The following is a 20406-nucleotide window of genomic DNA, read 5'->3' on the forward strand; positions in this document are numbered from 1 at the left end:
AACTGGCCTGGTAAGGAATAACCCTTTCATCTTGCCCATAGGGTCACCCATCCATGCTTGCTGCACGGCCCCTGCGTCCGGATCGTCCACCCAAGTCCGCCATTCGCAGTGTGCTGTTCAGCCTGGTCCTGGGTGCGGCCGGCGGGTCGTTCGCCTGGGCCGCCGAACCGTTGAAGCTGGAGACCGTCGCTGTGCGCACCTACGATATCGCCCCGGGACCACTGGGCACCGCCCTGTCGAGCTTTGCCGTGGATGCCGGCATTGCCTTGTCGTTCCAGCCCTCGGTCACCGAAGGCCTGCTGAGCCCGGGGCTGTCGGGGACTTATCCGGCCCAGGAAGCCCTCACCCGCCTGCTGGGTGACAGCGGCGTGGAAATGCTGGCCCGCGACGATGGCAGCTACACCTTGGTGCTACGCCAGCTGTCCCTGCCCCAGATCAGCGTGGCAGCGCCCGGCCGGCGGCCAGGCGACCTGCCGCCGGTCTATCCCGGCGATCAGGTCGCCCGCGGCGCACGCCTTGGCCTTTTGGGCAACACCGACGTGATGGATGCACCGTTGAGCATCAACAGCTACACCTCGACGCTGATCAGGGATCAGCAGGCAGTCACCGTTGGCGACGTGCTGGAGCGTGACCCATCCGTGCGCTCCACCGGCCAGACGGGCGGGATTGTCGACTCGTTCTTCATCCGCGGTTTTCCGGTGGGCGAAGGCAACCTCGGTGAATTGGCATTCGACGGTGTGTACGGCGTGGCATCCAATTACCGCGTGTTCACCGACTACGCCGAGCGCGTCGAACTGGTCAAAGGCCCGGGGGCGCTGCTGTATGGCATGGCGCCCAACAATGCCGTCGGTGGCGTGATCAACCTGGTCCCCAAGCGCGCCCTCGACGAAGACCTGACCCGGTTCACCACTCGCTATGCCATGGACTCGCAGTTGGGTGGGCACCTGGACCTCAGCCGGCGCTTTGGCGAGGAGCGTCAGTTTGGTTTGCGGCTCAACACCAGCACCCAACAAGGTGACACGGCGATCGACAAGCAGACCCGTAACGTCGGGATCGGCGCCCTTTCCCTGGACTATCAGGGCGAGCGCTTGCGCACCACCCTGGACCTGATCAACCAGCAGGAAAAGTTCGACGCGGCGTCCCGGCCGTTCCTGATCGAGCCTGGCATTCAGATCCCCTCCGCCGCCAACGGACGCACCAGCGTCAGCCAGGACTGGGGCTGGTCGCAGACCCAGGACAAATCGGCACTGCTCGGTGGCGAGTACGACCTCAGCGATGCCTTGACAGTCTTCGCCCATGCCGGTGGCGGTCAATCCGATGTAGAGCGCCTGTCCGACCAGACCCCGACCCTCATCAACGAGGCCGGCGACACGTCGTCCACGCCCGGTTACTACAAATTCAAGGTCCAGCGCTATACCGTCGACGCCGGGGCACGCCTGGCTTTCGACACCGGGCCGGTGAGTCACAGCGGCGTCCTGCAAGTCAGCCGTTATCGCGATGAGCTGTCCCGAGGCATCATTTCCGGGCCCGAGCTCTTCTCCAATATCTACCATCCAATCGATCGTCCGCGGCCGGCCATCGCCGAGCCGGATACACCGAAGGTCTCCGAGAGCGAGCTGTCGGGCGCGGCGCTCGCCGATACCCTGTCGGTGCTCGACGAACGCTTGAAAGTCACCGTCGGGCTACGCCGGCAGGCCATCAAGTCGGATAACTACGACACGACCGGCGTGGTCACCACGTCTTACGAAAAAAGCGCGACCTCGCCGCTGTTCGGCGTCGTCGCCCGGCCCTGGGAGCATGTCTCGCTCTACTACAACTACGTCGAAGGCCTGGGCAAGGGCGACATCGCGCCGTCCGCCGCTTCGAATGCCGGCGAGATCTTTTCCCCTTACCGCTCGCGGCAGCAGGAAGTCGGGATCAAGCTCGACTACGGCAGTTTCATGTCCACCCTCGCGCTGTTCCAGATCAAGAAGCCCAGCGGCGAGTTGGCCTCCGGCGTGTTCTCGGTACAAGGCGAACAGCGCAACCGCGGCGTGGAATGGACGATGTCGGGGGAGCTCGCCCCGGGCACCCGCCTGCTCGGTGGCGTCACTTTGCTGGATGGCGAACTGACCAGGTCCGGGGTCGCTGCCAACCGTGGCAACCGACCGGTAGGCGTACCGAAGGTCCAAGCCAACCTCTGGGCCGAGTGGGACACACCCGGTATCGATGGCCTGACGCTGACCAGTGGCGTGATCCACACCGCCAGCCAGTACGTCGACCAGGCCAATACCCAAGAGCTGGATGCCTGGACCCGCCTGGACGTCGGGGCGCGCTACGCCACGCGCATCGCAGAGCGGCCCACTACATTTCGCGCCAGCGTACAGAACGTGTTCGACCGCGAGTATTGGTCCGGTGTGGCCTCCTATGGCGCGTTCTCCCAAGGCTCGCCACGCACGCTGTTGTTGTCTGCCACCGTTGATTTCTGAAACGTCCGGTCCGGGACGACGCATGTTGCCGATGCCCCGCCTGACCTTTGTAAAGGCCTGAACCATGGTTACTGCTTTTCGCCGCCGCCCCACCTTCTCTGCACTGCTGTGCGCAGGGCTGATGTCGCTCTTGTTCCTTGCGCCACGTGCTGCCCTTGCCGCTGCGCCAGATGCAGATCCGGCCCTGGGCATCGTCACCGACCTGCTCGGGCGCAAGGTCAAGGTCCACCTGCCCGTGCGCCGCGTCATCCTGGGTGAAGGCCGCCAGTTGTATCTGGTCGCGGCGCTGGACACGCAAAATCCCATCGAGCGCATCGTCGGCTGGCGCAAGGACCTGATCCAGTCCGATCCGGACACCTATGGCGCCTACCTGCGCGCCTTTCCGGCCATCGCCAGCATCCCCACCTTCGGCGGTTTCGAAGATGGCACCTTCGACATCGAGCAGGCGATCTCCCAGCGCCCTGACGTGATCATCCTCAATATCGAAGCCCAGCACGCCACCGAGGATGCGCGCTACATCGAGAAACTCGACGCCTTGGGGATCCCGGTGGTCTACGTCGACTTTCGCAATAACCCGATGCAAAACACCGAGCCGACCATGCGCCTGTTCGGCCAGTTGTTCGGCAAGGAGCAACGTGCCGAGGACTTCATCGAGTTTCGCAAACAGCAGATCCGTCGTGTCACGGAAGTCATCGAGGCGCGCCACCCGGCCCGCCCCAACGTGTTCATCGAGCGCATCGGCGGCTATACCGACGATTGCTGCCTGAGTTTCGGTCACGAGAACTTCGGCCTGTTTGTCGAAATGGCCGGCGGCAACAACATCGCCAAGCACATCATTCCCACCACCTTCGGCCAACTGAACGCCGAGCAGGTGATTGTCGCCAATCCGGACCAGGTGGTCGTCACCAGCGCCAACTGGGAGGCCTTTGCCCCCGGCGGTCATTGGGTCGGCGTGGGCCCGGGTGCAGACATGGCCCAAGCGAAGAAAAAACTCGCCTGGTACACCCAGCGCCCTGCCTATGCCGGCATCAAGGCCCAGCACGATCAGGCCTTTCATGCCATCTGGCACCAGTTCTACAACAGCCCTTATCAATTCGTGGCGATCCAGCAGTTGGCGAAATGGTTCCACCCTACGCTGTTCGCCGACCTGGATCCGGATGCGGCGTTTCGTGAATTGCACGAACGATTCCTGCCGGTGCCCTATGAGTCGGGCTATTTCGTCAGCCTGGACAAGAGGGAGGCGAAACAATGACCTCAATGAACGAAACACTGGTGGTGCAACGGGACGCCTACCGACGCCTGGTACTGCGTAAACGCCTGATCCTCACCGCGCTGGTGCTGTTGCTGCTGTGCAGCGTCCTGCTGGACCTGGCCCTCGGCCCGGCGAGCTACAGCCTCGACGAAGTACTGGGTGCGCTATTGTCACCGCAAAGCGCCTCGCCGCAGGTCCGGGTGGTGATGTGGGACATCCGCCTGCCGGTGGCGTTGATGGCGGTTGCGGTGGGCGCGGCGCTGTCCTTGGCCGGCGCGCAGATGCAGACGATCCTCAACAATCCGCTGGCCAGCCCGTTCACCCTGGGCATTTCGGCCGCCGCCGGGTTTGGCGCGGCCATGGGCCTGGCCTTTGGCGTAGCGTTGTTTCCCCTGGCCGCGCAATACATGGTGCCGGTCAACGCCTTCATCATGGCCATGCTCTCGGCGCTGTTGATCCACTTCCTGAGCATGCGCCGCGGTGTCACCGCCGAGACCATCGTACTGCTGGGCATCGCCCTGGTGTTCACCTTCAACGCGCTGCTGGCGCTGGTGCAGTTCTTCGCCACCGAACAGGCCGTCGCGGCCGTGGTGTTCTGGACCATGGGCAGCCTGACCAAGGCCACCTGGCCCAAGCTCGGAGTGATTTGCCTGGTGATCCTCATCACCCTGCCAATCTTCGCCAAACGCGCCTGGGCCCTGACCGCCCTGCGCCTGGGCGATGACAAGGCCGCCAGTTTCGGCATCAACGTGCGCAGCCTGCGCTTTCAAACGCTGATCATGGTCAGCCTGCTCGCCTCCTTCCCGGTGGCGTTTGTCGGCACTATCGGCTTCATCGGGCTGGTGGGCCCGCACATTGCGCGCATGCTGATCGGCGAAGACCAACGGTTCTTCCTGCCGGCCTCCCTGCTGACGGGCGCGCTGATCCTGTCCGCCAGTTCGGTGGTCAGCAAGACCCTGATCCCCGGCGCGATCTTTCCCATCGGCGTGGTCACCTCGCTGATCGGCGTACCCTTTTTCATATCTCTGATTCTCGGCGGGAAGAAAAACTCATGGTGAAGCTCCAGTTGGAGAATCTCGGCGCTGGCTATGGCCAGCGCACGGTCATCGAAGGCGTCACCACGACCACCTTCCTGGGCGGAGAGGTGGTCGCGGTCGTCGGCCCCAACGCGGCCGGTAAATCCACCTTGTTCAAACGCATGGCCGGGCTGATCGACGGGCCCGGGCAGGTGGTTCTGCAGGGTTCGGCCAAGGGCCCCGCAGGCATCAGCTATATGCCCCAAGGCCTGAATGCCAGCGCACGGTTGACGGTCTACGAATCGGTCCTGCTGGCGCGCAAACAACTGACGCCGGGCTGGGTGGTCCACGATGAAGAACTGCGGCTGGTGGATGACATCCTCGAGGCGCTCGGCATCACCCCGTTGTCGTTCCGCAACCTCGGTGAGCTCAGCGGCGGCCAACAGCAATTGGTGTCAATCGCCCAGACCCTGGTGCGCGAACCGGAAATCCTGCTGATGGATGAACCGACCAGCGCCCTGGACATGCATCGGCAGGTCCAGGTGCTGAACTTCATGCGCACCCTGGCGCGCAAACGAGAGGTCATCGTGTTCATCGCCATCCACGACCTGAACCAGGCGCTGCGCTTCGCCGACCAGGTTCTGGTCATCGCCGACGGCACCACCCAGGGAAGCGGCCCGAGCAGCGAAGTGATCAGCGAATCGATGCTGCGCAAGGTCTACAAGGTCGAGGCGCGCATCGAGCGGTGCAGTCGCGGGCAGGCGCATATTCTGATTGACGATATTGTCTGATTCCAGGCACGAGCCCATCGAAGTTGCAACCGCACATTCATCCATACGCGAAACCGGCTGTCACCTCGGCACCAGTAATGTCCAGTGTCTTCATTCGGTGATAAAGCGTGCGCCGGGGAATGCCCAGCTCGCTGACCACCGCTTCGATGCACTTGGAATGGCGCATCAGCGCATCCTGGATGAGGGCTTTTTCGAACAGCCGCAGTTGGGTCTTGAGCCGTGCAGCCGTTTCTTCGCCCGCGTTACGTTCGCTTTCCAATGGTGCAACTTCCAGGACGAAACGTTCGGCGGCGCCCTTGAGTTCACGGATATTGCCTGGCCAGGCATGGTTGAGCAGTTGCTTGTGCAGCTCGTCCGGGACTGCTGGAGCGGGTTTGCCGTGCTTGCGTGCCGCATCACCCGTGAAGTGCTCGAACAACGAAGCGATGAGATCGGGCCGTGAGCGCAATGTCGGCAGCTTGATGGTGATGACATTCAATCGGAAATAGAGGTCTCGCCGAAACTTGCCTTGTTCCACCAGCTTCTCCAGGGGCGTCTGCGTCGCCACCACGACCCGCAAATCCAGGGGAGTAAAACGCGTCGAGCCCAGCCGCTCCACACCGCGCATTTCCAGGACTCTCAGCAGTTTGGCCTGCAACAACGGCGGCATGCTGTCGATTTCATCGAGAAACAGCGTGCCTTTGTCGGAGGCCTCAATGTAACCCGACCGCGACTTGTGGGCCCCGGTGAAAGCCCCGGCCATCACACCGAACAACTCGCTTTCCGCCAACTGCTCCGGCACGGCCGCGCAGTTCAGGGCGATAAACTGCCCCGTGCGTCCGGAGAGTCGGTGGGTCAGGCGGGCCAGGGTGTCTTTGCCGGTCCCCGTTTCACCTTCGAAAATCATGTCCACGTTGAGGGGCGCTGCGGTGGAAATGAACGACTGCAGCGTGTCCCAGATATTCAGTACACCATCGTTGTGCCGCAAAGAGTCACTGCGCATGAATCCCTCCATTTGTTTTCTCTCTTTTTCTGATGGAAAAGCCCCCAGCTTCACGACGCTCCAGCCCCATCGCAGGTGGCACTAATGTGCCATCTTGCGTAGACATTACCATCAGCCGGTTGGGGCAAATCATCTATGCCGTTCGGCATAGGCAAGGCCGTAACGGTCGATAAGCATGTTTCCCATCCCGATGAAGGAACCGCTGGCCCACCGTTGCCACTTACCCCGTATCTCCATCATTCACGGACTCAACCATGGCAGGCCTTTTTTACAAAACCTTGCTCAAAGACCTTTCCACGACACTTGAAATGCAGCCCCTGGTTTTCGATGACCGAGGGATGTGCGACCTGCTCATTGATAACGACTACCCGCTGAAGCTGGCCTGTAACGACCCGCAGCAGCGCCTGTTGTTGATCGGTTTGCTCGAACCGCCCAAAGACCTGCCGTTGCAGCGTCTGCTCGGTGGCGCGCTCAACCCCCTTGTCAGCGCCGGCCCCGGGCTCGGTTGGGATGCCGGCAGCGGTTTGTATTTTGCCTACCAGAGCATTACCCGGGAAAAAGCCAGCGTGGCGGTGCTGATGCGTGAAATCGCAACGCTGATCGACTGGATCAAAGGCTGGCGTGAGGTGCGTGTATGAACCCGGTGCAATCGCGTTTCACCAGTGTCGAGGCACTGAAGGATTCGAATGTCGACGTTCGGGCGCTCAAGGCTCATGGGCGGATCGAGGTCAACGGCAAGCACTATGAGATCCGTGCCGCGGCGGATGGACAGGTCAGCGTGCACCGTTCGGACAAGCAGGCCACCGTAGACAAGTTTTTCAAGAGCGCCGGCCAGCTTCTCGGCGGGCAAAGCCAGAGCTCGAAGATCGCCCAGACGCTCAACGAAAAAGCCGCCACGGCCCCCGCGCCGCGGCAGCTTACGCGGCAACTGGGCACTCGATTCAATCTGCAACAAATCAACCTGGAGCAAGGGCAAAGCAGTTCGGCGGCGAGCAGCGTCGCGGTCAAGGATGGCGAGATTCCCGATGGCAAGAAGAGCTTTGCCAGCCTGCTCGCCTGGGCGAAAAAAGCACAAAAGAACAAGCATCCGATGAATCAGAGTATTTACGACTTTTTCAAGGAGGATGCGCCCAAGAGCAAACCCAAGCCCATGTCCCCCGAGGCGCAGAAGGCCTTCATGAACGGGCTGAAAAAACTCGAGCGCCAGGAAGGAATCGACGTGTGGCCCCAAGGACTGGACGGCATGATGAAGCAAGACCGTCACCTCGACGTCTACATGGCCGAGCACCCTGGCGCGGGCAAGACCTTCTACCGGATCGCGCCTGAGCGACCTCGTCTCAATGGCGAAGACGAGATGGGGCGGCTGACCATCGGTGTCGAGCCACGCTATGCCGGCGAGCTGGCAAAGGCGATGGCGACCATGGTCAAGAACGACGACAACATCCTTACCAGCAAAATAGCCGGACCGGAGTTGTTCGGTCAGCGAACCGATTCGGCCATTCTCTATGTCCGCAGCGATTATGCGAAAACCCAGGAGCTGGGACGCCAACTCCAGAGCATGTTGCCTGCCGACGCTTTCATCGACCATACCCCAGCGGGCATGCAGTCGGTGGGCAAAGGCCTTTCCTATTCCGAAACGGTCCCCGGAGAGTCGACCAGTCACGGCCTGTCACGGTCCGAGGTCATTGCAACAGCCCTGAGTGATCGCAGCAGCGACTCGCTGGATAAAAAGCTGAAGACCGCCCTCGCCGCCAAAGGCTACAACCCGGACAACCCGGCTTTCAGACAAACAGCCACGCGCTGAACAAGGACACCTGCGCTCCATGAACCCTTTGCAATTTCGCTTCTCCCGAGTCGAGGCGCCGCCAAGTTCGCCCGTCGATAGCCCGGACCCCAAGGCCGAAGGCCAGATCGAGGCCGGCGGCAAGTCCTACCGGATCCGCAGTTCGGTAGATGGGCAACCAGGTGTTGAACGTTCGGACACCCAGGGCTCTTTCTTCAAAAGTGTCACAGCCCTCCTCTTCGGGGAAAATGCTAAAGACAAGCGCCCGTCGCCGCCACGGCAGGAGCCGGTGACGGAAGGACGCTTCCAGCTCAACCCGCTGATCCTCGAACAAGGCCAAGGCAGTCGCTCGGTGGTCGAGGTCAAGGAACAAGGCACGCCCGACGGCAAGCCGGTTTTTGCCGGCTTGCATGAATGGGCCCAAAAGGCCGAGCAACTGAAGCCGCCTGTGGCCATGCGGGACATTTACACCCTGTATCTGGACGACAACCCCAAGGTGCAACTTCTCCAGCCGACAGAAAAAAAGGCTGTGCTGGATGAACTGGTCAGGCTCGATCGCGAAGACGGCGTTGACATCACGCCACAATCGTTCGACACGATGCCGCCGCAGTACCGGCGAGTCGTCACCCTCGACAGACTCATCCAAGGGCATCCCGACCCGGGCATGGAGTTCTACCGGTTCGAGCCCAAAGGTCGAACCAACAATGAAGAGAGCACCGGGCGCCTGACCGTCAATATCGAACCACGCTATTCGGGGGAGTTGGCGCGGGCCCTCGCGACCTTCGTCAAGAGCGAGAAGATCATCGTCGCGGCGAAGATCGCCGGTCCCAGCGAAATGGGCGCCCGACCGGATTCCGCCGTTCTGCATATCAAGGGTGATTACGCGTCGACCCAGGCATTGGGGCGCAAATTCCAGGCGCTGTTGCCCCCGGACGCGCTGATCGATCATGCACCTGCCGGTATGCAACCGTTGGGCAAGGGCCTTTACTACGCCGAGACGATGAAGAACGACTCGAGCAGCCATGGCATCTCCCGCGCCATGCTGATCGAGACCGCGTTGAAGGATCAGAGCGGTGGTTCATTGGAGAGCAGGCTGAAAAAAGCCATCGCCGAACGGGGTTACAACCCCGACAACCCGGCGTTCAGGATGCCCTCTGCCTGACTGTGGGAGCAAAGCTTGCTCGCGATAGCGGTAGAGCAGCCTGCATCGTTGTCGACTGACATACCCTAATCGCGAGCAAGCTTTGCTCCCACAGATTCTGCCCCACAGTTTTTCACAGTTTTTTAAGCTGTTTGAGTTTTAACCGACCGGCATCAAGGCAAGCCCGCAATGACGCCGCAAGCTGCGGCACCGCCATCGCGAGCAAGCCTGATCCCCCATCAAACGCCGTGATCGAGATGCTGCGACGCTCTCGCGAGTTCTTCATACAGCGGCAAGCCGAACAACAACACATCGGCACGGGTCTCACCGAAGCGGGCGATGTTCGGCAGGCGGGCCCATAGCTTCGCACCAATGGCCTGGACGATGTGCTGGCTCGGTTTGTTCGCGCCCATGATCCAGGACACCAAGGTTTCCAGGCCATACTGCCTGCCCAGGATCACCGAAGCCTGGCCAAGGCGTACGCCCACTCCCCGCCCGTAGTGATCGGCGCGCACATAAATGGCTGCTTCTCCGGTGTTGCGACAGGCCTGGGTGCCCCAACTGAAGCGGTTGATCGACAACCAGCCGACCACTTCGCCGCCCCGCTCGATGACATACACCGGCAAGCCATCGTTCTTGTACAGGTTGATGTAGAAGGTGACCTCTTCCAGGGTCATGGGCCGGGTCACCGGCGAGTTGGCGCCCGTGTCCGCCGTCTCGTTGAAGATCGCCATCATGACGGGAAGATCGGCCTCGGTGAATTCACGTACACCGCGCGGCAGGACGTGTTGCGGGACTCCCTGTTTCAGGCTGCTCATGAGTAGACCGCTCCTGCAAAAACGCTGGTTTTCAGTTGTTCGCGAGCACGGGACAAACGCGAGCGTACCGTGCCTATCGGGACCCCCAGGCTGTCTGCCGCATCCTGGTAACTGATGTCGGTTTCCACCACCAGCTTCATGACGTTACGCATGTCTTCGGACAGCTCACCGATGGCCTTCAATGTGCGACTGAGGACGCGTTGATGGTCGCTCACATTGCTGGGGTCATGACCGTGCTCGAGGTTGTCCGCTCCGGACTCCTCCAGTTCGCTGCACGGCGGTTGGCTATACATGCACTTGAAGTGGTTACGCACCAGGTTCATGGCAATGCCGAACAGCCAGGTTTCCGGTTTCGAAGCACCGATGAACTTATGCTGGTTGCGCAACGCTTCCAGGTAGGTCATTTGCATCAAATCATCGACATCCGCTGCATTGAATACCCGCTGGGTAATAAAGCTGCGCAACTTGCGCTCACTGCTTTTGGCCAACGCCCCGACATCCAGATGGATCGAACTGATTACTTCAGGCTGAACGCTGCTTAATTCCACAATGAATTCCTCGCTTCATGCAATTTGAATAGCCAACATGGCGAGGAGGTATAGAGCAGCTTGCATACCAACTTTTATAAAATCGTAACTTATTGATTAATTTGAATTTTTAAAAACAAAAGTAACTACCCTGTGCCATTCCTTGCATTCCAGACGAAAAGCCAGTGCAATTTTTTTCACAACTTAAAAGTTGAAAAAATAATTAGCCGACAAGGGAACTCAATACCGTAAAGCGCCACACAGAACACACCTAGACTCTTTGATGGCGTTCCTTATTCATGAAAATCGGCGCTTACAACGACACGCCAGTCATACCGGATTTCATCCCCGTACCCGCCCCCAGGTCAGAGCGTATGGAGGCCCCCCGAAACCCATTGCTGGACTCGATGGAAGAGATCGGGATGAAGTTCAGCGAGAGCGTGGAACGGCATTCCAAGAGTATCGACGAGCGTCACGTCCAGACGTCCCAGGGGTCGAACCGCCTGGAGCGGATCGAAAAGCTGACCGAGCTCTATCGACTGCTCGATCACCCGGACCAACCCAGCCTGGAACAACAGGCCCGGCGTATGCAGATGCTGCTGCAACAGCAACCGTCGATGCAGCAGATGCTAGCGCTGACCCAGGACGATCCGGCCCGCACCGACATCGTGTTGCAGCAGACCTTGCGCCTGGCGACCATGAGCGGCGACGAGAAAGAAATCGCCGACGTACAGACCGCCATCGAAACCTTGCGCGAGGCCCACGGCGACAAGATTCGCGCAGGCCTGAACACCGCCAGCGCCATCGCCTTGTTCAGCCAGGACGCTGACCAGCGCAAGATCATCCGCCAGCTCTACTACAAGGCAATCGTCGGCCAGCAACCGCTGTCGGTCCTGTTGGAATCATTGTTCGAGCGCTTCAGCGAAGAACAATTTCCCCGGGTGCTGCGCACCTTGCAGCGGGCTCTCGCCGACGACATCGCGGCCATGGCACCCTCCCTGCCAGGTGCGGCATTGCGGGCAATGTTGCGTGGCCTGGGCGCCTCCAGTCAGTTGAGCAACATGTTGCAAATCTGCCGTGAACTGCTGGAGCGACTCGCGCTGAAGAACGCCACGGGCAAAATGACCGCCTTGCAGTTGGCCCGCCGCGTCGTACGCTTCTGCGGCAATGGCTTCTTTGCCCGCGATCTATCGTCCCTGACCGAGGAAGCCGTCGGCCGCGATCAGCGTCTGCAACCGATTTTCCTCAATGGCCTGTTGTCGCTGCTACAGCGTTTGCCCATGCCGGTCTGGAAAGACAACAAGACCCGGCAGAACAGCCTGCGGTTGATGCTCGGTCTGATGGACGAAATGGCCCGGCACGAGCGCAAGACCCTCGGGCTCGCCGACGGACAGCCCAAGGGATGAACAAACTTATCTATTGGCTCAACCGGCTGGCCATCTCGGCGATGCGCCGCACCGAAGTGGTCGGTGCGTTCATGGTCATGGCCATCGTGTTCATGATGATCCTGCCTCTGCCCACCGGCCTGGTGGACGTGCTGATCGCGCTGAACATCTGCATCTCGTCCCTGCTGATCGTGCTGGCCATGTACTTGCCACGGCCCCTGGCGTTCTCGACTTTCCCGGCGGTGTTGCTGCTGACCACCATGTTCCGCCTGGCCCTTTCCATCGCCACCACCCGCCTGATCCTGTTGCAGCAGGATGCCGGCCATATCGTCGAGGCCTTCGGCAGCTTTGTGGTCGGTGGGAACCTGGCGGTCGGCCTGGTGATCTTCCTGATCCTCACCATCGTCAACTTCCTGGTCATCACCAAGGGTTCGGAGCGTGTGGCGGAAGTGGCCGCGCGCTTCACCCTGGACGCGATGCCCGGCAAGCAGATGTCCATCGACAGCGACCTGCGTGGCGGCCTGATCGATGTGCGCGAAGCCCGCCAGCGACGCGAACAGTTGAGCAAGGAAAGCCAACTGTTCGGTGCCATGGACGGGGCCATGAAGTTCGTCAAGGGCGACGCCATCGCAGGTTTGGTGATCGTGTTCATCAACCTGATCGGCGGCTTCTCCATCGGCGTCTTGCAAAACGGCATGGAACCGGCCGACTCGATGCACGTGTATTCCGTACTGACGATCGGTGACGGCCTGATCGCACAGATCCCCGCCCTGCTGATTTCCCTGACCGCCGGCATGATCATCACCCGCGTGGCGCCCGACAGTCAGTCCGTGGACCAGAACATCGGTCGGGAAATCGCCGAGCAGTTGACCAGTCAGCCCAAGGCCTGGGTCATCTCTTCGGTGGGAATGCTCGGCTTCGCCGCCATTCCGGGCATGCCGACCCTGGTCTTCATCACCATCAGCGTACTGTGCCTGTGCAGCGGCCTGGTCCAGATGCTGCGCGCCAGCCAGAAAAACAGCCAGCAGGCCAACGCGGGAGAAGAACGCCTCAAGAACCCCGAGCTGAACGGTCGCGAGGATATCCGTCGCTTCAACCCGTCGCGGGCCTATCTGCTGCGCTTTCATGCCAGCCATCAGGGTAGCCGTGAAGTCGAGCAATTGATCCAGAGCATTCGCCAGCGGCGCAACACCCTGGTCCATCGATTCGGCCTGACCCTGCCCTCGTTCGATATCGAGTTCGACGAGCATCAGAAAGCCGACGAATTCCTGTTCAGCGTGTACGAAGTGCCGTTGATACGCGCCAGTTTCGCCACGCAAAAACTGGCGGTGGATTACCACCTGGTCAATGACGACGACGGCGGCGAACCCGGTTCACCCGAGCGCGATGAGAGCCAGTGGTTCTGGTTCGATCCCGAGCATCCCATCCTGCTGCGCGAGGGGGTCGAAGGCGCCAGTTGCGATGCATTGATTCTCGAGCGCATGAACCGCGCCTTCCAATCCACCGGACCGCAATTCATCGGTTTGCAGGAAACCAAGGCCATCATTGGCTGGCTCGAAAGCGAGCAACCCGAACTCGCCCAGGAACTGCAACGTACCCTGCCCCTGGCGCGTTTCTCGGCGGTGCTGCAACGGCTGTCCTCCGAACTGGTTTCGTTGCGGGCAGTGCGCCTGATCGCCGAGACGCTGATCGAACAAGGACAGCACGAACGCGACCTGAGTGCCTTGACCGACCATGTGCGAATCGCCCTCAAGGCCCAGATATGCCACCAGCACAGCGAGGGTGGGGTCATGCACGCCTGGCTGGTGACTCCGGAAACCGAGGTACTGCTGCGCGATGCCTTGCGCCAGACCCAAAGCGAATCCTATTTCGCCCTCGAACAGGAACTGGCCGGCGCCTTTGTCGAGCAATTGCGCGAAGCCTTCCCTTTGCGGGCCAGGCCGGCACCGGTGCTGTTGGTTGCCCAGGATCTGCGCAGCCCGATGCGCAGCCTGCTGCACGACGACTTCAATCATGTTCCGGTCTTGTCCTTCACCGAGCTGTTATCCACGGTGCAGGTCAACGTCCTGGGACGCATCGACCTGGAAGAGGCAATGGCCCTGATGGCCTGACGGAGCACGACCATGCAACACAATATGCTGTATGAACTGCGGGTTCTAACCGGTTTGCATCGCGGCGCGGCACTGCCGTTGTCCGGCGAACAGTGGAGTATCGGCTCGTCCAGCGACGCCGACCTTGCCCTCTACGATACTGGCATCAAGGGCCGCCACTGCATGCTGCAACTGGTTGACAGCAACTGGTCGCTGACCGGCCAGGAAGGCATTGTCACGGACAACGAGGGGCATCGGGTCGAGGCTATTTCAACCTTGAAGCCCGACACGCCGTTCTCCCTGAACGGCGTCTGGCTCTCGGTGGTCAGTGCCAACACCGATTGGCCCGAAGACGAGACAGTCAGCGCCGAGCTGGCCTCGCCTGCGCCCGATGAACCCTCGAACAGCGCTCAAGATACACCGCAACTGCTTTCCCTGAACGCCTTGCGGGACGAAACCGCGCCTGCGCAGCAGCGCCGCCAGCGTCCCCCGCTGATCGCATCGTTACTGTTGATCAGCGGCCTGGCGCTGTTTCTTGGAATCCTGTTCTGGGCCTTCAATCGCCAGGAACCGATCCCCGCCGCCCCGCCACCCGCGGCCAAAGTGGTGCTGGCCGATGCCCAGGCCGTGCGCAAGGTGATCCTGAACATGCTGCAACAGCGTGATCTGCAAAACCGCATCACCTTGACTGAAGAGCCGGGGAAACTGCTTCTTAACGGTGACTTCGCCGCAGACGATCTGCTGCAAGTGACCGAACGGATGCTGCTGCGTTTCGAACGCCAGTACCAAAGCCCGATTCGGGTGCAGAGCGCCCTGCCGGTGGCCAAACCCGTTCTGCCATTTACCGTGACCCAGATCAGCAATGGCCGCCTGCCCCATGTCGTGACGGACGATGGCCGTCGACTGTTCCTCGGTGATGAGATCGACGGGGTACGCCTGGTGGAGATCAACGATCGCCAGGTGATTTTCGAAGGCGACCGCCGAGTCGAGTTGAGCTGGTGATGCGCGAGGCTCTTGAGCGTCTGGAAGACTGGGCGCATGGCGAACGCCAACGCCTGCAAATGGACGCCCCCGTGGAAGTGCTCGGGCGGATCTGCGCAGTCAGCGGGATTCTGCTGCACAGCCAGATCCCCAAGGCCCGCATGGGTGACCTATGCGAAATCCGCCGCGCCGACGGCAGCCTGGTCATGGCGGAAATCGTCGGTTTCGACCGCCAGAACACCTTGCTCGCGGCCCTCGGCCCGCTCGATGGCATCGCCATCGGCGCACCGGTAAAACCCTTGTTCCAACCCCATAGCCTGTGTGTCGACGAGCGTCTGCTCGGCGCGGTGCTGGACGGCTTCGGTCGCAGCCTGGACGGTGACGGTCCCAGCGCGTTCGCCGATGCCGGTACACCGGGGGCCATCCCGGTGATTCGCGATGCACCGGCGGCGACCGCCCGTCCGCGCATCGAGGTGCCCCTGCCCACCGGCCTGCGCAGCATTGACGCGATGCTGACCCTGGGTGAAGGACAACGGGTCGGCGTGTTCGCCGGCGCCGGTTGCGGCAAAACCACCCTGCTCGCCGAACTGGCGCGCAATGCACCGTGCGATGCCATCGTGTTCGGTCTGATCGGCGAGCGTGGACGTGAGCTGCGGGAGTTTCTCGATCATGAACTCGATGAGCAGTTGCGCCAGCGCACGGTGCTGGTCTGCTCGACGTCCGACCGCAGCAGCATGGAGCGCGCCCGGGCGGCCTTCACCGCCACCGCCATTGCCGAGGGCTTCCGTGAGCAGGGCAAATCAGTGCTGCTGATTGTCGACTCGCTGACGCGTTTTGCCCGGGCCCAACGCGAAATCGGCCTGGCCAGTGGCGAGCCCAGCGGACGCAGCGGCTTACCGCCCTCGGTGTACAGCCTGCTGCCGCGCCTGGTCGAGCGGGCCGGACGCACCTACGACGGGGCCATCACCGCCTTGTACTCGGTACTGATCGAGGCGGACAGCATGAACGATCCGGTGGCCGACGAAGTCCGCTCGCTGCTCGACGGTCACATCGTGCTCTCCAGGAAGCTCGCTGAAAGCGGCCACTACCCGGCGGTCGATGTCCTCGCCAGTCTCAGTCGCACAATGAGCGGCGTGGTGGGAACCGAACAGGTCAGGAACGCCACTCAGATACGCAAACTGATGGCGGCTTACCAGCAGGTGGAAATGCTCCTCAAGCTGGGTGAATACCAGCCCGGACATGACCCCTTGACCGATTGTGCGGTGGACTCACGCCCGGCCATCAATGAGTTTCTACAACAGTCGCTGCGCGAACCGGTGTCCTTCGACGACACCCTCGACCATCTTGCCCAGGTAACCGCCGATGTCCCACTCTGATGCAGACCAGGACGACTACCAAGCCGCCAATCTTGCCGCGATTGGCCAAACCGTCGACATGCTGGCGCCCATCCGCCAACAACGCCTGCGGCTGGCTGAACAGGCCTGGCGCCGCCAGCGCCAGGTGTTGGCCGAGATGCACGCCCGGCTCGACCGTTTGAGCAGCGAAACCCAACGTTTGCGCACCCTCCATCAGCAACGACGTCTCGAACTGCTCGAACAGTACCGCGACAAGCCCATGCCGCTGACGGAACTCAAGGACTCCCTCGCCGAGGAACAACTGTCGCTGCGCAGGATCGAGCGCAGCGAGCAGGCCCGCCTGGCGCTGCAGAAGGAACACGACCAGCAATCGCTCTGGGCCGAGGAAAGTCGCCTCGAAGTCAACCGTCGGCTGCGCGATGTGGAGAAACTCGACTACCTGCTCGATCTTGCCCGGGAGGCCTCATGAACCACGCCCACGCCCCGGCCAGGACGGCCGCCGGTCGCACCCAGGAAGCGACCGGGCGCGGCGAACTTCCCCGCGCCGCCCGCACCTTCGAATTTACCGGCGAGATCCGCCATGACGGTGAACGCTTCGAGAGCCTGCTCGGCTCCGATCCCGTCGGATTCAATCCGACGTTCATGGGATTCACCGGCGAGGGTTCCTCCCAGGGGTTCGCTGGAAGCGCGCCATCGTTCGAAGCGGAATCCGCCACCGCGTCCCATGAGGCACCGCTGTGGGAGGCGCTGATACAGCACATCGATGAGCAGCCGCCGCTCGCTGACGACTTGCCCGTCGAGGCGATCTTCGAGTTGCCGAACCTGGGCGAAGTCGCCGTACAGGTCACGCGCCAGGGCAACGTCATGGATATCGCCCTGCGCTTTGCCCAGGGCGAAGCCTGGGCCCGTTGCCGGGAAAACCAGGAATCCAGCCGCCAGTTGTTGAGCCAGCGGCTCGGGCGGCGGGTCCAGTTGTCACTCGACCTCAAGGACCGCTGAAATGACCGTTCGAGCACTCAGGCTGCGGCCGATGAACAGCGACGAAGCGCAGGTGCGCAAGCGGCTGGGTAAAGGCCTGACGATGGATTTTCAGCTGGAGGCGGCCCGGGGCACGCTGAGCCTGCACCTGCCCGACGCCGGCTTCGAGCCGATTGCGGGCAATGTCATGAACTGTGGCTGCGGCCCCTTTTTGCTGAGCGATGCCGAAGCCTTGCTCAGCCTGGTCTCCAGTTGCCCGGCCATGTTGCCCGAAGGCCAGCACAATCCGCTGGACAGCGCCTGGTACTGGCAACTCTACAACCAGTACCTGAGTCCCGAGTTGCAGGCGTTGTTTGTCCATCTGGAGCCGGCGCAAACGGCGTTGGATGAGGGCCTGGACTGTCTGCTGGAGGCGCGCATCAACGGCATGCGCGTGTGCAGCCCATCGCGAATGGCGCCGACCACCTTGCTGCGCTTGCTCGACCGAGGCCATTGGCGTCCGGGCGCGGTCGGCCAGGACGCCGATCTGTCCTTGTGCTTTCCCCTTCTGCTGGGTCGTACCCGGCTGAGCACCACGCTCTTGCAGTCCTTGCGCCCGGGCGACATCGTTTTTCCCGATCAGCCGCTGTTCAACGTTGAGGGGCAAGGCACCCTGCATATCGGCGACTGGCGCCTGGATCTACAGGGGCAGCCTACTCATCCACTGCGTTTCATTGTCATCGACCTGGAAGAAAACGCCATGAATGCACCACTCGATTACCTCAGTCCTCCCAGCCTCGATCAGATGAACGCCATTGACGGTTTGCCCGACCTGGATAACCCCGGGCATGCGCCTGACAGAGCGCCGGATCCTTTCACCGACCTGCCGCTGGCGCTGACCCTGCGCCTGGGCAACGTCCACCTCAAACTGTCCGAGCTGCGCAACCTGGCCATCGGCTCGGTCCTGACCGTGGAAGGCGGCGCCGTGGGTGGCGCGATGCTCTGCTATGGCGAGCGGTCCCTGGCCCATGGCGAACTGGTGGATGTGGAGGGACGCCTCGGCCTGCAGATCACACACCTGGAACCATCGCGATGAGCGAGGCACAAATCGACCCGATGATGCTCGCGCTGTTTCTCGGCGGGCTTTCGCTGGTGCCGTTGCTGATGGTGATCTGCACTGCTTTCCTGAAGATTTCCATGGTGCTGTTGATCACGCGCAACGCCATCGGCGTGCAGCAGGTGCCGCCGAACATGGCGCTGTACGGCATTGCGCTGGCGGCGACCCTGTTTGTCATGGCGCCGGTATTCAACGAGATGGGGCAGCGTTTCAAGCAACTGCCGGAACGCCATGAAACCCTGGCGCAAATGCAGAGCTCGGCGAGCCAGATCGTCGAGCCGCTGCGACTGTTCATGTCGCGCAACGTCGATCCCGATACCCAGACCCACCTGCTGGAAAACACCCAGCGCATGTGGCCGGCGGACATGGCCGCCAAGGCCAGTCGCGAGGATATCCTGGTGATCGTCCCGGCCTTCGTCCTCTCGGAATTGCAGGCCGGTTTCCAGATCGGTTTCCTGATTTACATTCCGTTCATCGTCATCGACCTGATCGTCTCCAACATCCTGCTGGCCTTGGGCATGCAGATGGTCGCGCCGATGACGATTTCCCTGCCCCTGAAAATCCTCCTGTTCGTCCTGGTGGACGGCTGGACACGGCTGCTCGACGGTTTGTTCTACAGCTACCTGTAGCAGCACCTGTGCGCGAAGAATCGAGGCCCTTATGGAAGTCCTGAACCTGTTCAAGCAGGCCATGTTGCTGGTGGTCGTGCTTTCGGCGCCGCCGCTGATCGTGGCGGTGATCGTCGGCATCGTGACCTCGCTGCTGCAAGCGGTGCTGCAATTGCAGGACCAGACGCTGCCGTTCGCCATCAAGCTGGTCGCGGTCGGCGTGGCCCTGGCCCTGACCGGGCGCTGGATCGGCGTCGAGTTGATGCAACTGACCATCCTGTCGTTCAACATGATTGCGCAGACCGGACACTGACATGCTCGACTATGCCATCAGCCTGCTGTCGGACTCGGTCATCGCCCTGACCCTCGGCATGGCACGGATCTACCCTTGCCTGCTGCTGGTGCCGGCCTTCTCCTTTCGTGAACTCAAGGGCATCCAGCGTAACGGCATCGTCCTGGCGTTGGCTTTGATGCCCATGCCAGGGATCCGCGCCACATTGGCCGGCGCCGAGTTCCATTGGTTGAGCCTGTGCGGCCTGGCCGTCAAGGAGGCGGTGATCGGCATGCTCCTGGGGATCCTGCTGGCCATGCCATTCTGGCTGTTCGAATCCATCGGCTGCCTGTTCGACAACCAGCGCGGCGCCCTGGTCGGCGGGCAGGTCAACCCGGCGCTCGGTGACAACACCTCGGAACTCGGGTTCATGTTCAAACAGGTGCTGATCATGCTGCTGATCCTCGGCGCCGGTTTTTCCAGTCTTACCCAGGTGCTGTGGGACAGCTACAGCGTATGGCCGGCCACCCGCTGGATGCCGATACCCGCGGTCGATGGCTTCGCCGTCTACCTGAGCCTGGTCGCAAGCCTCTTCCGATTCATGGTGCTCTACGCCGCGCCTCTGGTCGGCCTGCTCCTGCTGATCGAATTCGGCATGGCGATCCTCAGTCTGTACAGCCCGCAATTGCAGGTGTCGACCCTGGCGATGCCGGCCAAGAGCCTGGCCGGACTGGCGTTCCTGCTGCTGTACCTGCCCATGCTGTCGTACCTGGCGGACGGTCGGCTCGAGGCCTTGGGCGATCTGCGCCATACCCTGCCGCTGCTGTTCACTCCGAAGCCCTGAGATCCTGAAAACAGCCCTCC

The 20406-nt window shown here is 61.7% G+C and carries 20 protein-coding genes; 17 read left to right on the forward strand and 3 right to left on the reverse strand.

The genetic code is table 11. The features are described from left to right. The first annotated feature begins 53 nt into the window (after window positions 1–53). The 4 genes from N4Q37_RS00250 to N4Q37_RS00265 all read left to right on the forward strand — a co-directional run bounded on the left by N4Q37_RS00250 (window position 54) and on the right by N4Q37_RS00265 (window position 5527). Complete coding sequence (locus tag N4Q37_RS00250) at window positions 54–2468, forward strand: TonB-dependent receptor (RefSeq protein WP_260954374.1); 2415 nt, start codon at window positions 54–56, stop codon at window positions 2466–2468. 64 nt (window positions 2469–2532) lie between these two features. Then, window positions 2533–3720, forward strand: a complete 1188-nt coding sequence (locus N4Q37_RS00255) for an ABC transporter substrate-binding protein (RefSeq protein WP_260954375.1) — start codon at window positions 2533–2535, stop codon at window positions 3718–3720. Continuing rightward, on the forward strand, window positions 3717–4778 hold the full coding sequence (locus N4Q37_RS00260; RefSeq protein ID WP_260954376.1) for a FecCD family ABC transporter permease: 1062 nt from the start codon (window positions 3717–3719) through the stop codon (window positions 4776–4778). The genes N4Q37_RS00255 and N4Q37_RS00260 overlap by 4 nt, the downstream gene beginning before the upstream one ends. After that, complete coding sequence (locus tag N4Q37_RS00265) at window positions 4772–5527, forward strand: ABC transporter ATP-binding protein (protein WP_260954377.1); 756 nt, start codon at window positions 4772–4774, stop codon at window positions 5525–5527. The genes N4Q37_RS00260 and N4Q37_RS00265 overlap by 7 nt, the downstream gene beginning before the upstream one ends. A gap of 37 nt (window positions 5528–5564) precedes the next feature. Here the strand turns inward: N4Q37_RS00265 and N4Q37_RS00270 are convergent, their stop codons facing one another. Continuing rightward, window positions 5565–6509: a sigma 54-interacting transcriptional regulator gene (locus tag N4Q37_RS00270; protein ID WP_260954378.1), complete on the reverse strand. Its 945-nt coding sequence runs from the start codon at window positions 6507–6509 to the stop codon at window positions 5565–5567. A 254-nt stretch (window positions 6510–6763) separates the two neighbouring features. On the opposite strand from N4Q37_RS00270, the gene N4Q37_RS00275 reads away from it, so the two are divergent. From N4Q37_RS00275 to N4Q37_RS00285, 3 genes are read left to right on the forward strand one after another with little or no spacing between them, the layout of a single operon-like run. After that, window positions 6764–7147 carry a type III secretion system chaperone gene (locus N4Q37_RS00275; protein WP_260954379.1) on the forward strand — a complete coding sequence of 128 codons (384 nt, stop codon included), beginning with the start codon at window positions 6764–6766 and terminating at the stop codon, window positions 7145–7147. Further along, the gene (locus N4Q37_RS00280) at window positions 7144–8313 is read left to right on the forward strand and encodes a T3SS effector HopA1 family protein (protein ID WP_260954381.1); all 1170 of its coding nucleotides are present in this window, start codon (window positions 7144–7146) and stop codon (window positions 8311–8313) included. The genes N4Q37_RS00275 and N4Q37_RS00280 overlap by 4 nt, the downstream gene beginning before the upstream one ends. A gap of 19 nt (window positions 8314–8332) precedes the next feature. Beyond that, complete coding sequence (locus N4Q37_RS00285; protein WP_260954383.1) at window positions 8333–9454, forward strand: T3SS effector HopA1 family protein; 1122 nt, start codon at window positions 8333–8335, stop codon at window positions 9452–9454. Window positions 9455–9672: 218 nt separating this feature from the next. On the opposite strand, the gene N4Q37_RS00290 is transcribed toward N4Q37_RS00285, so the two are convergent. Beyond that, on the reverse strand, window positions 9673–10251 hold the full coding sequence (locus N4Q37_RS00290) for a GNAT family N-acetyltransferase (RefSeq protein WP_260954385.1): 579 nt from the start codon (window positions 10249–10251) through the stop codon (window positions 9673–9675). Continuing rightward, window positions 10248–10799 carry an RNA polymerase sigma factor gene (locus tag N4Q37_RS00295; RefSeq protein WP_260954386.1) on the reverse strand — a complete coding sequence of 184 codons (552 nt, stop codon included), beginning with the start codon at window positions 10797–10799 and terminating at the stop codon, window positions 10248–10250. The genes N4Q37_RS00290 and N4Q37_RS00295 overlap by 4 nt, the downstream gene beginning before the upstream one ends. 353 nt (window positions 10800–11152) lie before the next feature. Between N4Q37_RS00295 and sctW the strand changes: the two genes are divergently transcribed. The 10 genes from sctW to sctT are packed head-to-tail and all read left to right on the forward strand — an operon-like array spanning window position 11153 to window position 20386. Next, window positions 11153–12184 carry a type III secretion system gatekeeper subunit SctW gene (sctW, locus tag N4Q37_RS00300; protein ID WP_260954387.1) on the forward strand — a complete coding sequence of 344 codons (1032 nt, stop codon included), beginning with the start codon at window positions 11153–11155 and terminating at the stop codon, window positions 12182–12184. Next, window positions 12181–14274 carry a type III secretion system export apparatus subunit SctV gene (sctV, locus tag N4Q37_RS00305; RefSeq protein WP_260954388.1) on the forward strand — a complete coding sequence of 698 codons (2094 nt, stop codon included), beginning with the start codon at window positions 12181–12183 and terminating at the stop codon, window positions 14272–14274. The genes sctW and sctV overlap by 4 nt, the downstream gene beginning before the upstream one ends. A gap of 12 nt (window positions 14275–14286) precedes the next feature. Continuing rightward, window positions 14287–15255 carry an FHA domain-containing protein gene (locus N4Q37_RS00310; protein ID WP_260954389.1) on the forward strand — a complete coding sequence of 323 codons (969 nt, stop codon included), beginning with the start codon at window positions 14287–14289 and terminating at the stop codon, window positions 15253–15255. Next, window positions 15255–16610 carry a FliI/YscN family ATPase gene (locus N4Q37_RS00315; protein WP_313958304.1) on the forward strand — a complete coding sequence of 452 codons (1356 nt, stop codon included), beginning with the start codon at window positions 15255–15257 and terminating at the stop codon, window positions 16608–16610. The genes N4Q37_RS00310 and N4Q37_RS00315 overlap by 1 nt, the downstream gene beginning before the upstream one ends. Further along, complete coding sequence (locus N4Q37_RS00320) at window positions 16597–17058, forward strand: type III secretion protein (protein WP_260954390.1); 462 nt, start codon at window positions 16597–16599, stop codon at window positions 17056–17058. Before N4Q37_RS00315 ends, N4Q37_RS00320 begins: the two co-directional genes overlap by 14 nt. Further along, window positions 17055–17588 carry a type III secretion system HrpP C-terminal domain-containing protein gene (locus N4Q37_RS00325; protein ID WP_260954391.1) on the forward strand — a complete coding sequence of 178 codons (534 nt, stop codon included), beginning with the start codon at window positions 17055–17057 and terminating at the stop codon, window positions 17586–17588. Before N4Q37_RS00320 ends, N4Q37_RS00325 begins: the two co-directional genes overlap by 4 nt. 1 nt (window position 17589) lies before the next feature. Further along, window positions 17590–18642: a FliM/FliN family flagellar motor switch protein gene (locus N4Q37_RS00330; RefSeq protein ID WP_260954392.1), complete on the forward strand. Its 1053-nt coding sequence runs from the start codon at window positions 17590–17592 to the stop codon at window positions 18640–18642. Continuing rightward, on the forward strand, window positions 18639–19292 hold the full coding sequence (gene sctR, locus N4Q37_RS00335; protein WP_260954394.1) for a type III secretion system export apparatus subunit SctR: 654 nt from the start codon (window positions 18639–18641) through the stop codon (window positions 19290–19292). The genes N4Q37_RS00330 and sctR overlap by 4 nt, the downstream gene beginning before the upstream one ends. 31 nt (window positions 19293–19323) lie before the next feature. Further along, window positions 19324–19584, forward strand: a complete 261-nt coding sequence (gene sctS, locus N4Q37_RS00340; protein ID WP_260954395.1) for a type III secretion system export apparatus subunit SctS — start codon at window positions 19324–19326, stop codon at window positions 19582–19584. Between the two features lies 1 nt (window position 19585). Further along, window positions 19586–20386, forward strand: a complete 801-nt coding sequence (gene sctT, locus N4Q37_RS00345) for a type III secretion system export apparatus subunit SctT (RefSeq protein ID WP_260954396.1) — start codon at window positions 19586–19588, stop codon at window positions 20384–20386. The last annotated feature ends 20 nt before the right edge of the window (window positions 20387–20406 follow it).

The organism is Pseudomonas citri, from assembly GCF_025336485.1.
GTDB lineage: Bacteria > Pseudomonadota > Gammaproteobacteria > Pseudomonadales > Pseudomonadaceae > Aquipseudomonas > Aquipseudomonas citri.

Coding starts and splice junctions, on each gene's coding strand:
- N4Q37_RS00250 (WP_260954374.1), top strand. CDS start 54: ATGCTTGCTGCACGGCCCCTGCGTCCGGATCGTCCACCCAAGTCCGCC.
- N4Q37_RS00255 (WP_260954375.1), top strand. CDS start 2,533: ATGGTTACTGCTTTTCGCCGCCGCCCCACCTTCTCTGCACTGCTGTGC.
- N4Q37_RS00260 (WP_260954376.1), top strand. CDS start 3,717: ATGACCTCAATGAACGAAACACTGGTGGTGCAACGGGACGCCTACCGA.
- N4Q37_RS00265 (WP_260954377.1), top strand. CDS start 4,772: ATGGTGAAGCTCCAGTTGGAGAATCTCGGCGCTGGCTATGGCCAGCGC.
- N4Q37_RS00270 (WP_260954378.1), bottom strand. CDS start 6,509: ATGCGCAGTGACTCTTTGCGGCACAACGATGGTGTACTGAATATCTGG.
- N4Q37_RS00275 (WP_260954379.1), top strand. CDS start 6,764: ATGGCAGGCCTTTTTTACAAAACCTTGCTCAAAGACCTTTCCACGACA.
- N4Q37_RS00280 (WP_260954381.1), top strand. CDS start 7,144: ATGAACCCGGTGCAATCGCGTTTCACCAGTGTCGAGGCACTGAAGGAT.
- N4Q37_RS00285 (WP_260954383.1), top strand. CDS start 8,333: ATGAACCCTTTGCAATTTCGCTTCTCCCGAGTCGAGGCGCCGCCAAGT.
- N4Q37_RS00290 (WP_260954385.1), bottom strand. CDS start 10,251: ATGAGCAGCCTGAAACAGGGAGTCCCGCAACACGTCCTGCCGCGCGGT.
- sctW (WP_260954387.1), top strand. CDS start 11,153: ATGGAGGCCCCCCGAAACCCATTGCTGGACTCGATGGAAGAGATCGGG.
- sctV (WP_260954388.1), top strand. CDS start 12,181: ATGAACAAACTTATCTATTGGCTCAACCGGCTGGCCATCTCGGCGATG.
- N4Q37_RS00310 (WP_260954389.1), top strand. CDS start 14,287: ATGCAACACAATATGCTGTATGAACTGCGGGTTCTAACCGGTTTGCAT.
- N4Q37_RS00315 (WP_313958304.1), top strand. CDS start 15,255: ATGCGCGAGGCTCTTGAGCGTCTGGAAGACTGGGCGCATGGCGAACGC.
- N4Q37_RS00320 (WP_260954390.1), top strand. CDS start 16,597: ATGTCCCACTCTGATGCAGACCAGGACGACTACCAAGCCGCCAATCTT.
- N4Q37_RS00325 (WP_260954391.1), top strand. CDS start 17,055: ATGAACCACGCCCACGCCCCGGCCAGGACGGCCGCCGGTCGCACCCAG.
- N4Q37_RS00330 (WP_260954392.1), top strand. CDS start 17,590: ATGACCGTTCGAGCACTCAGGCTGCGGCCGATGAACAGCGACGAAGCG.
- sctR (WP_260954394.1), top strand. CDS start 18,639: ATGAGCGAGGCACAAATCGACCCGATGATGCTCGCGCTGTTTCTCGGC.
- sctS (WP_260954395.1), top strand. CDS start 19,324: ATGGAAGTCCTGAACCTGTTCAAGCAGGCCATGTTGCTGGTGGTCGTG.
- sctT (WP_260954396.1), top strand. CDS start 19,586: ATGCTCGACTATGCCATCAGCCTGCTGTCGGACTCGGTCATCGCCCTG.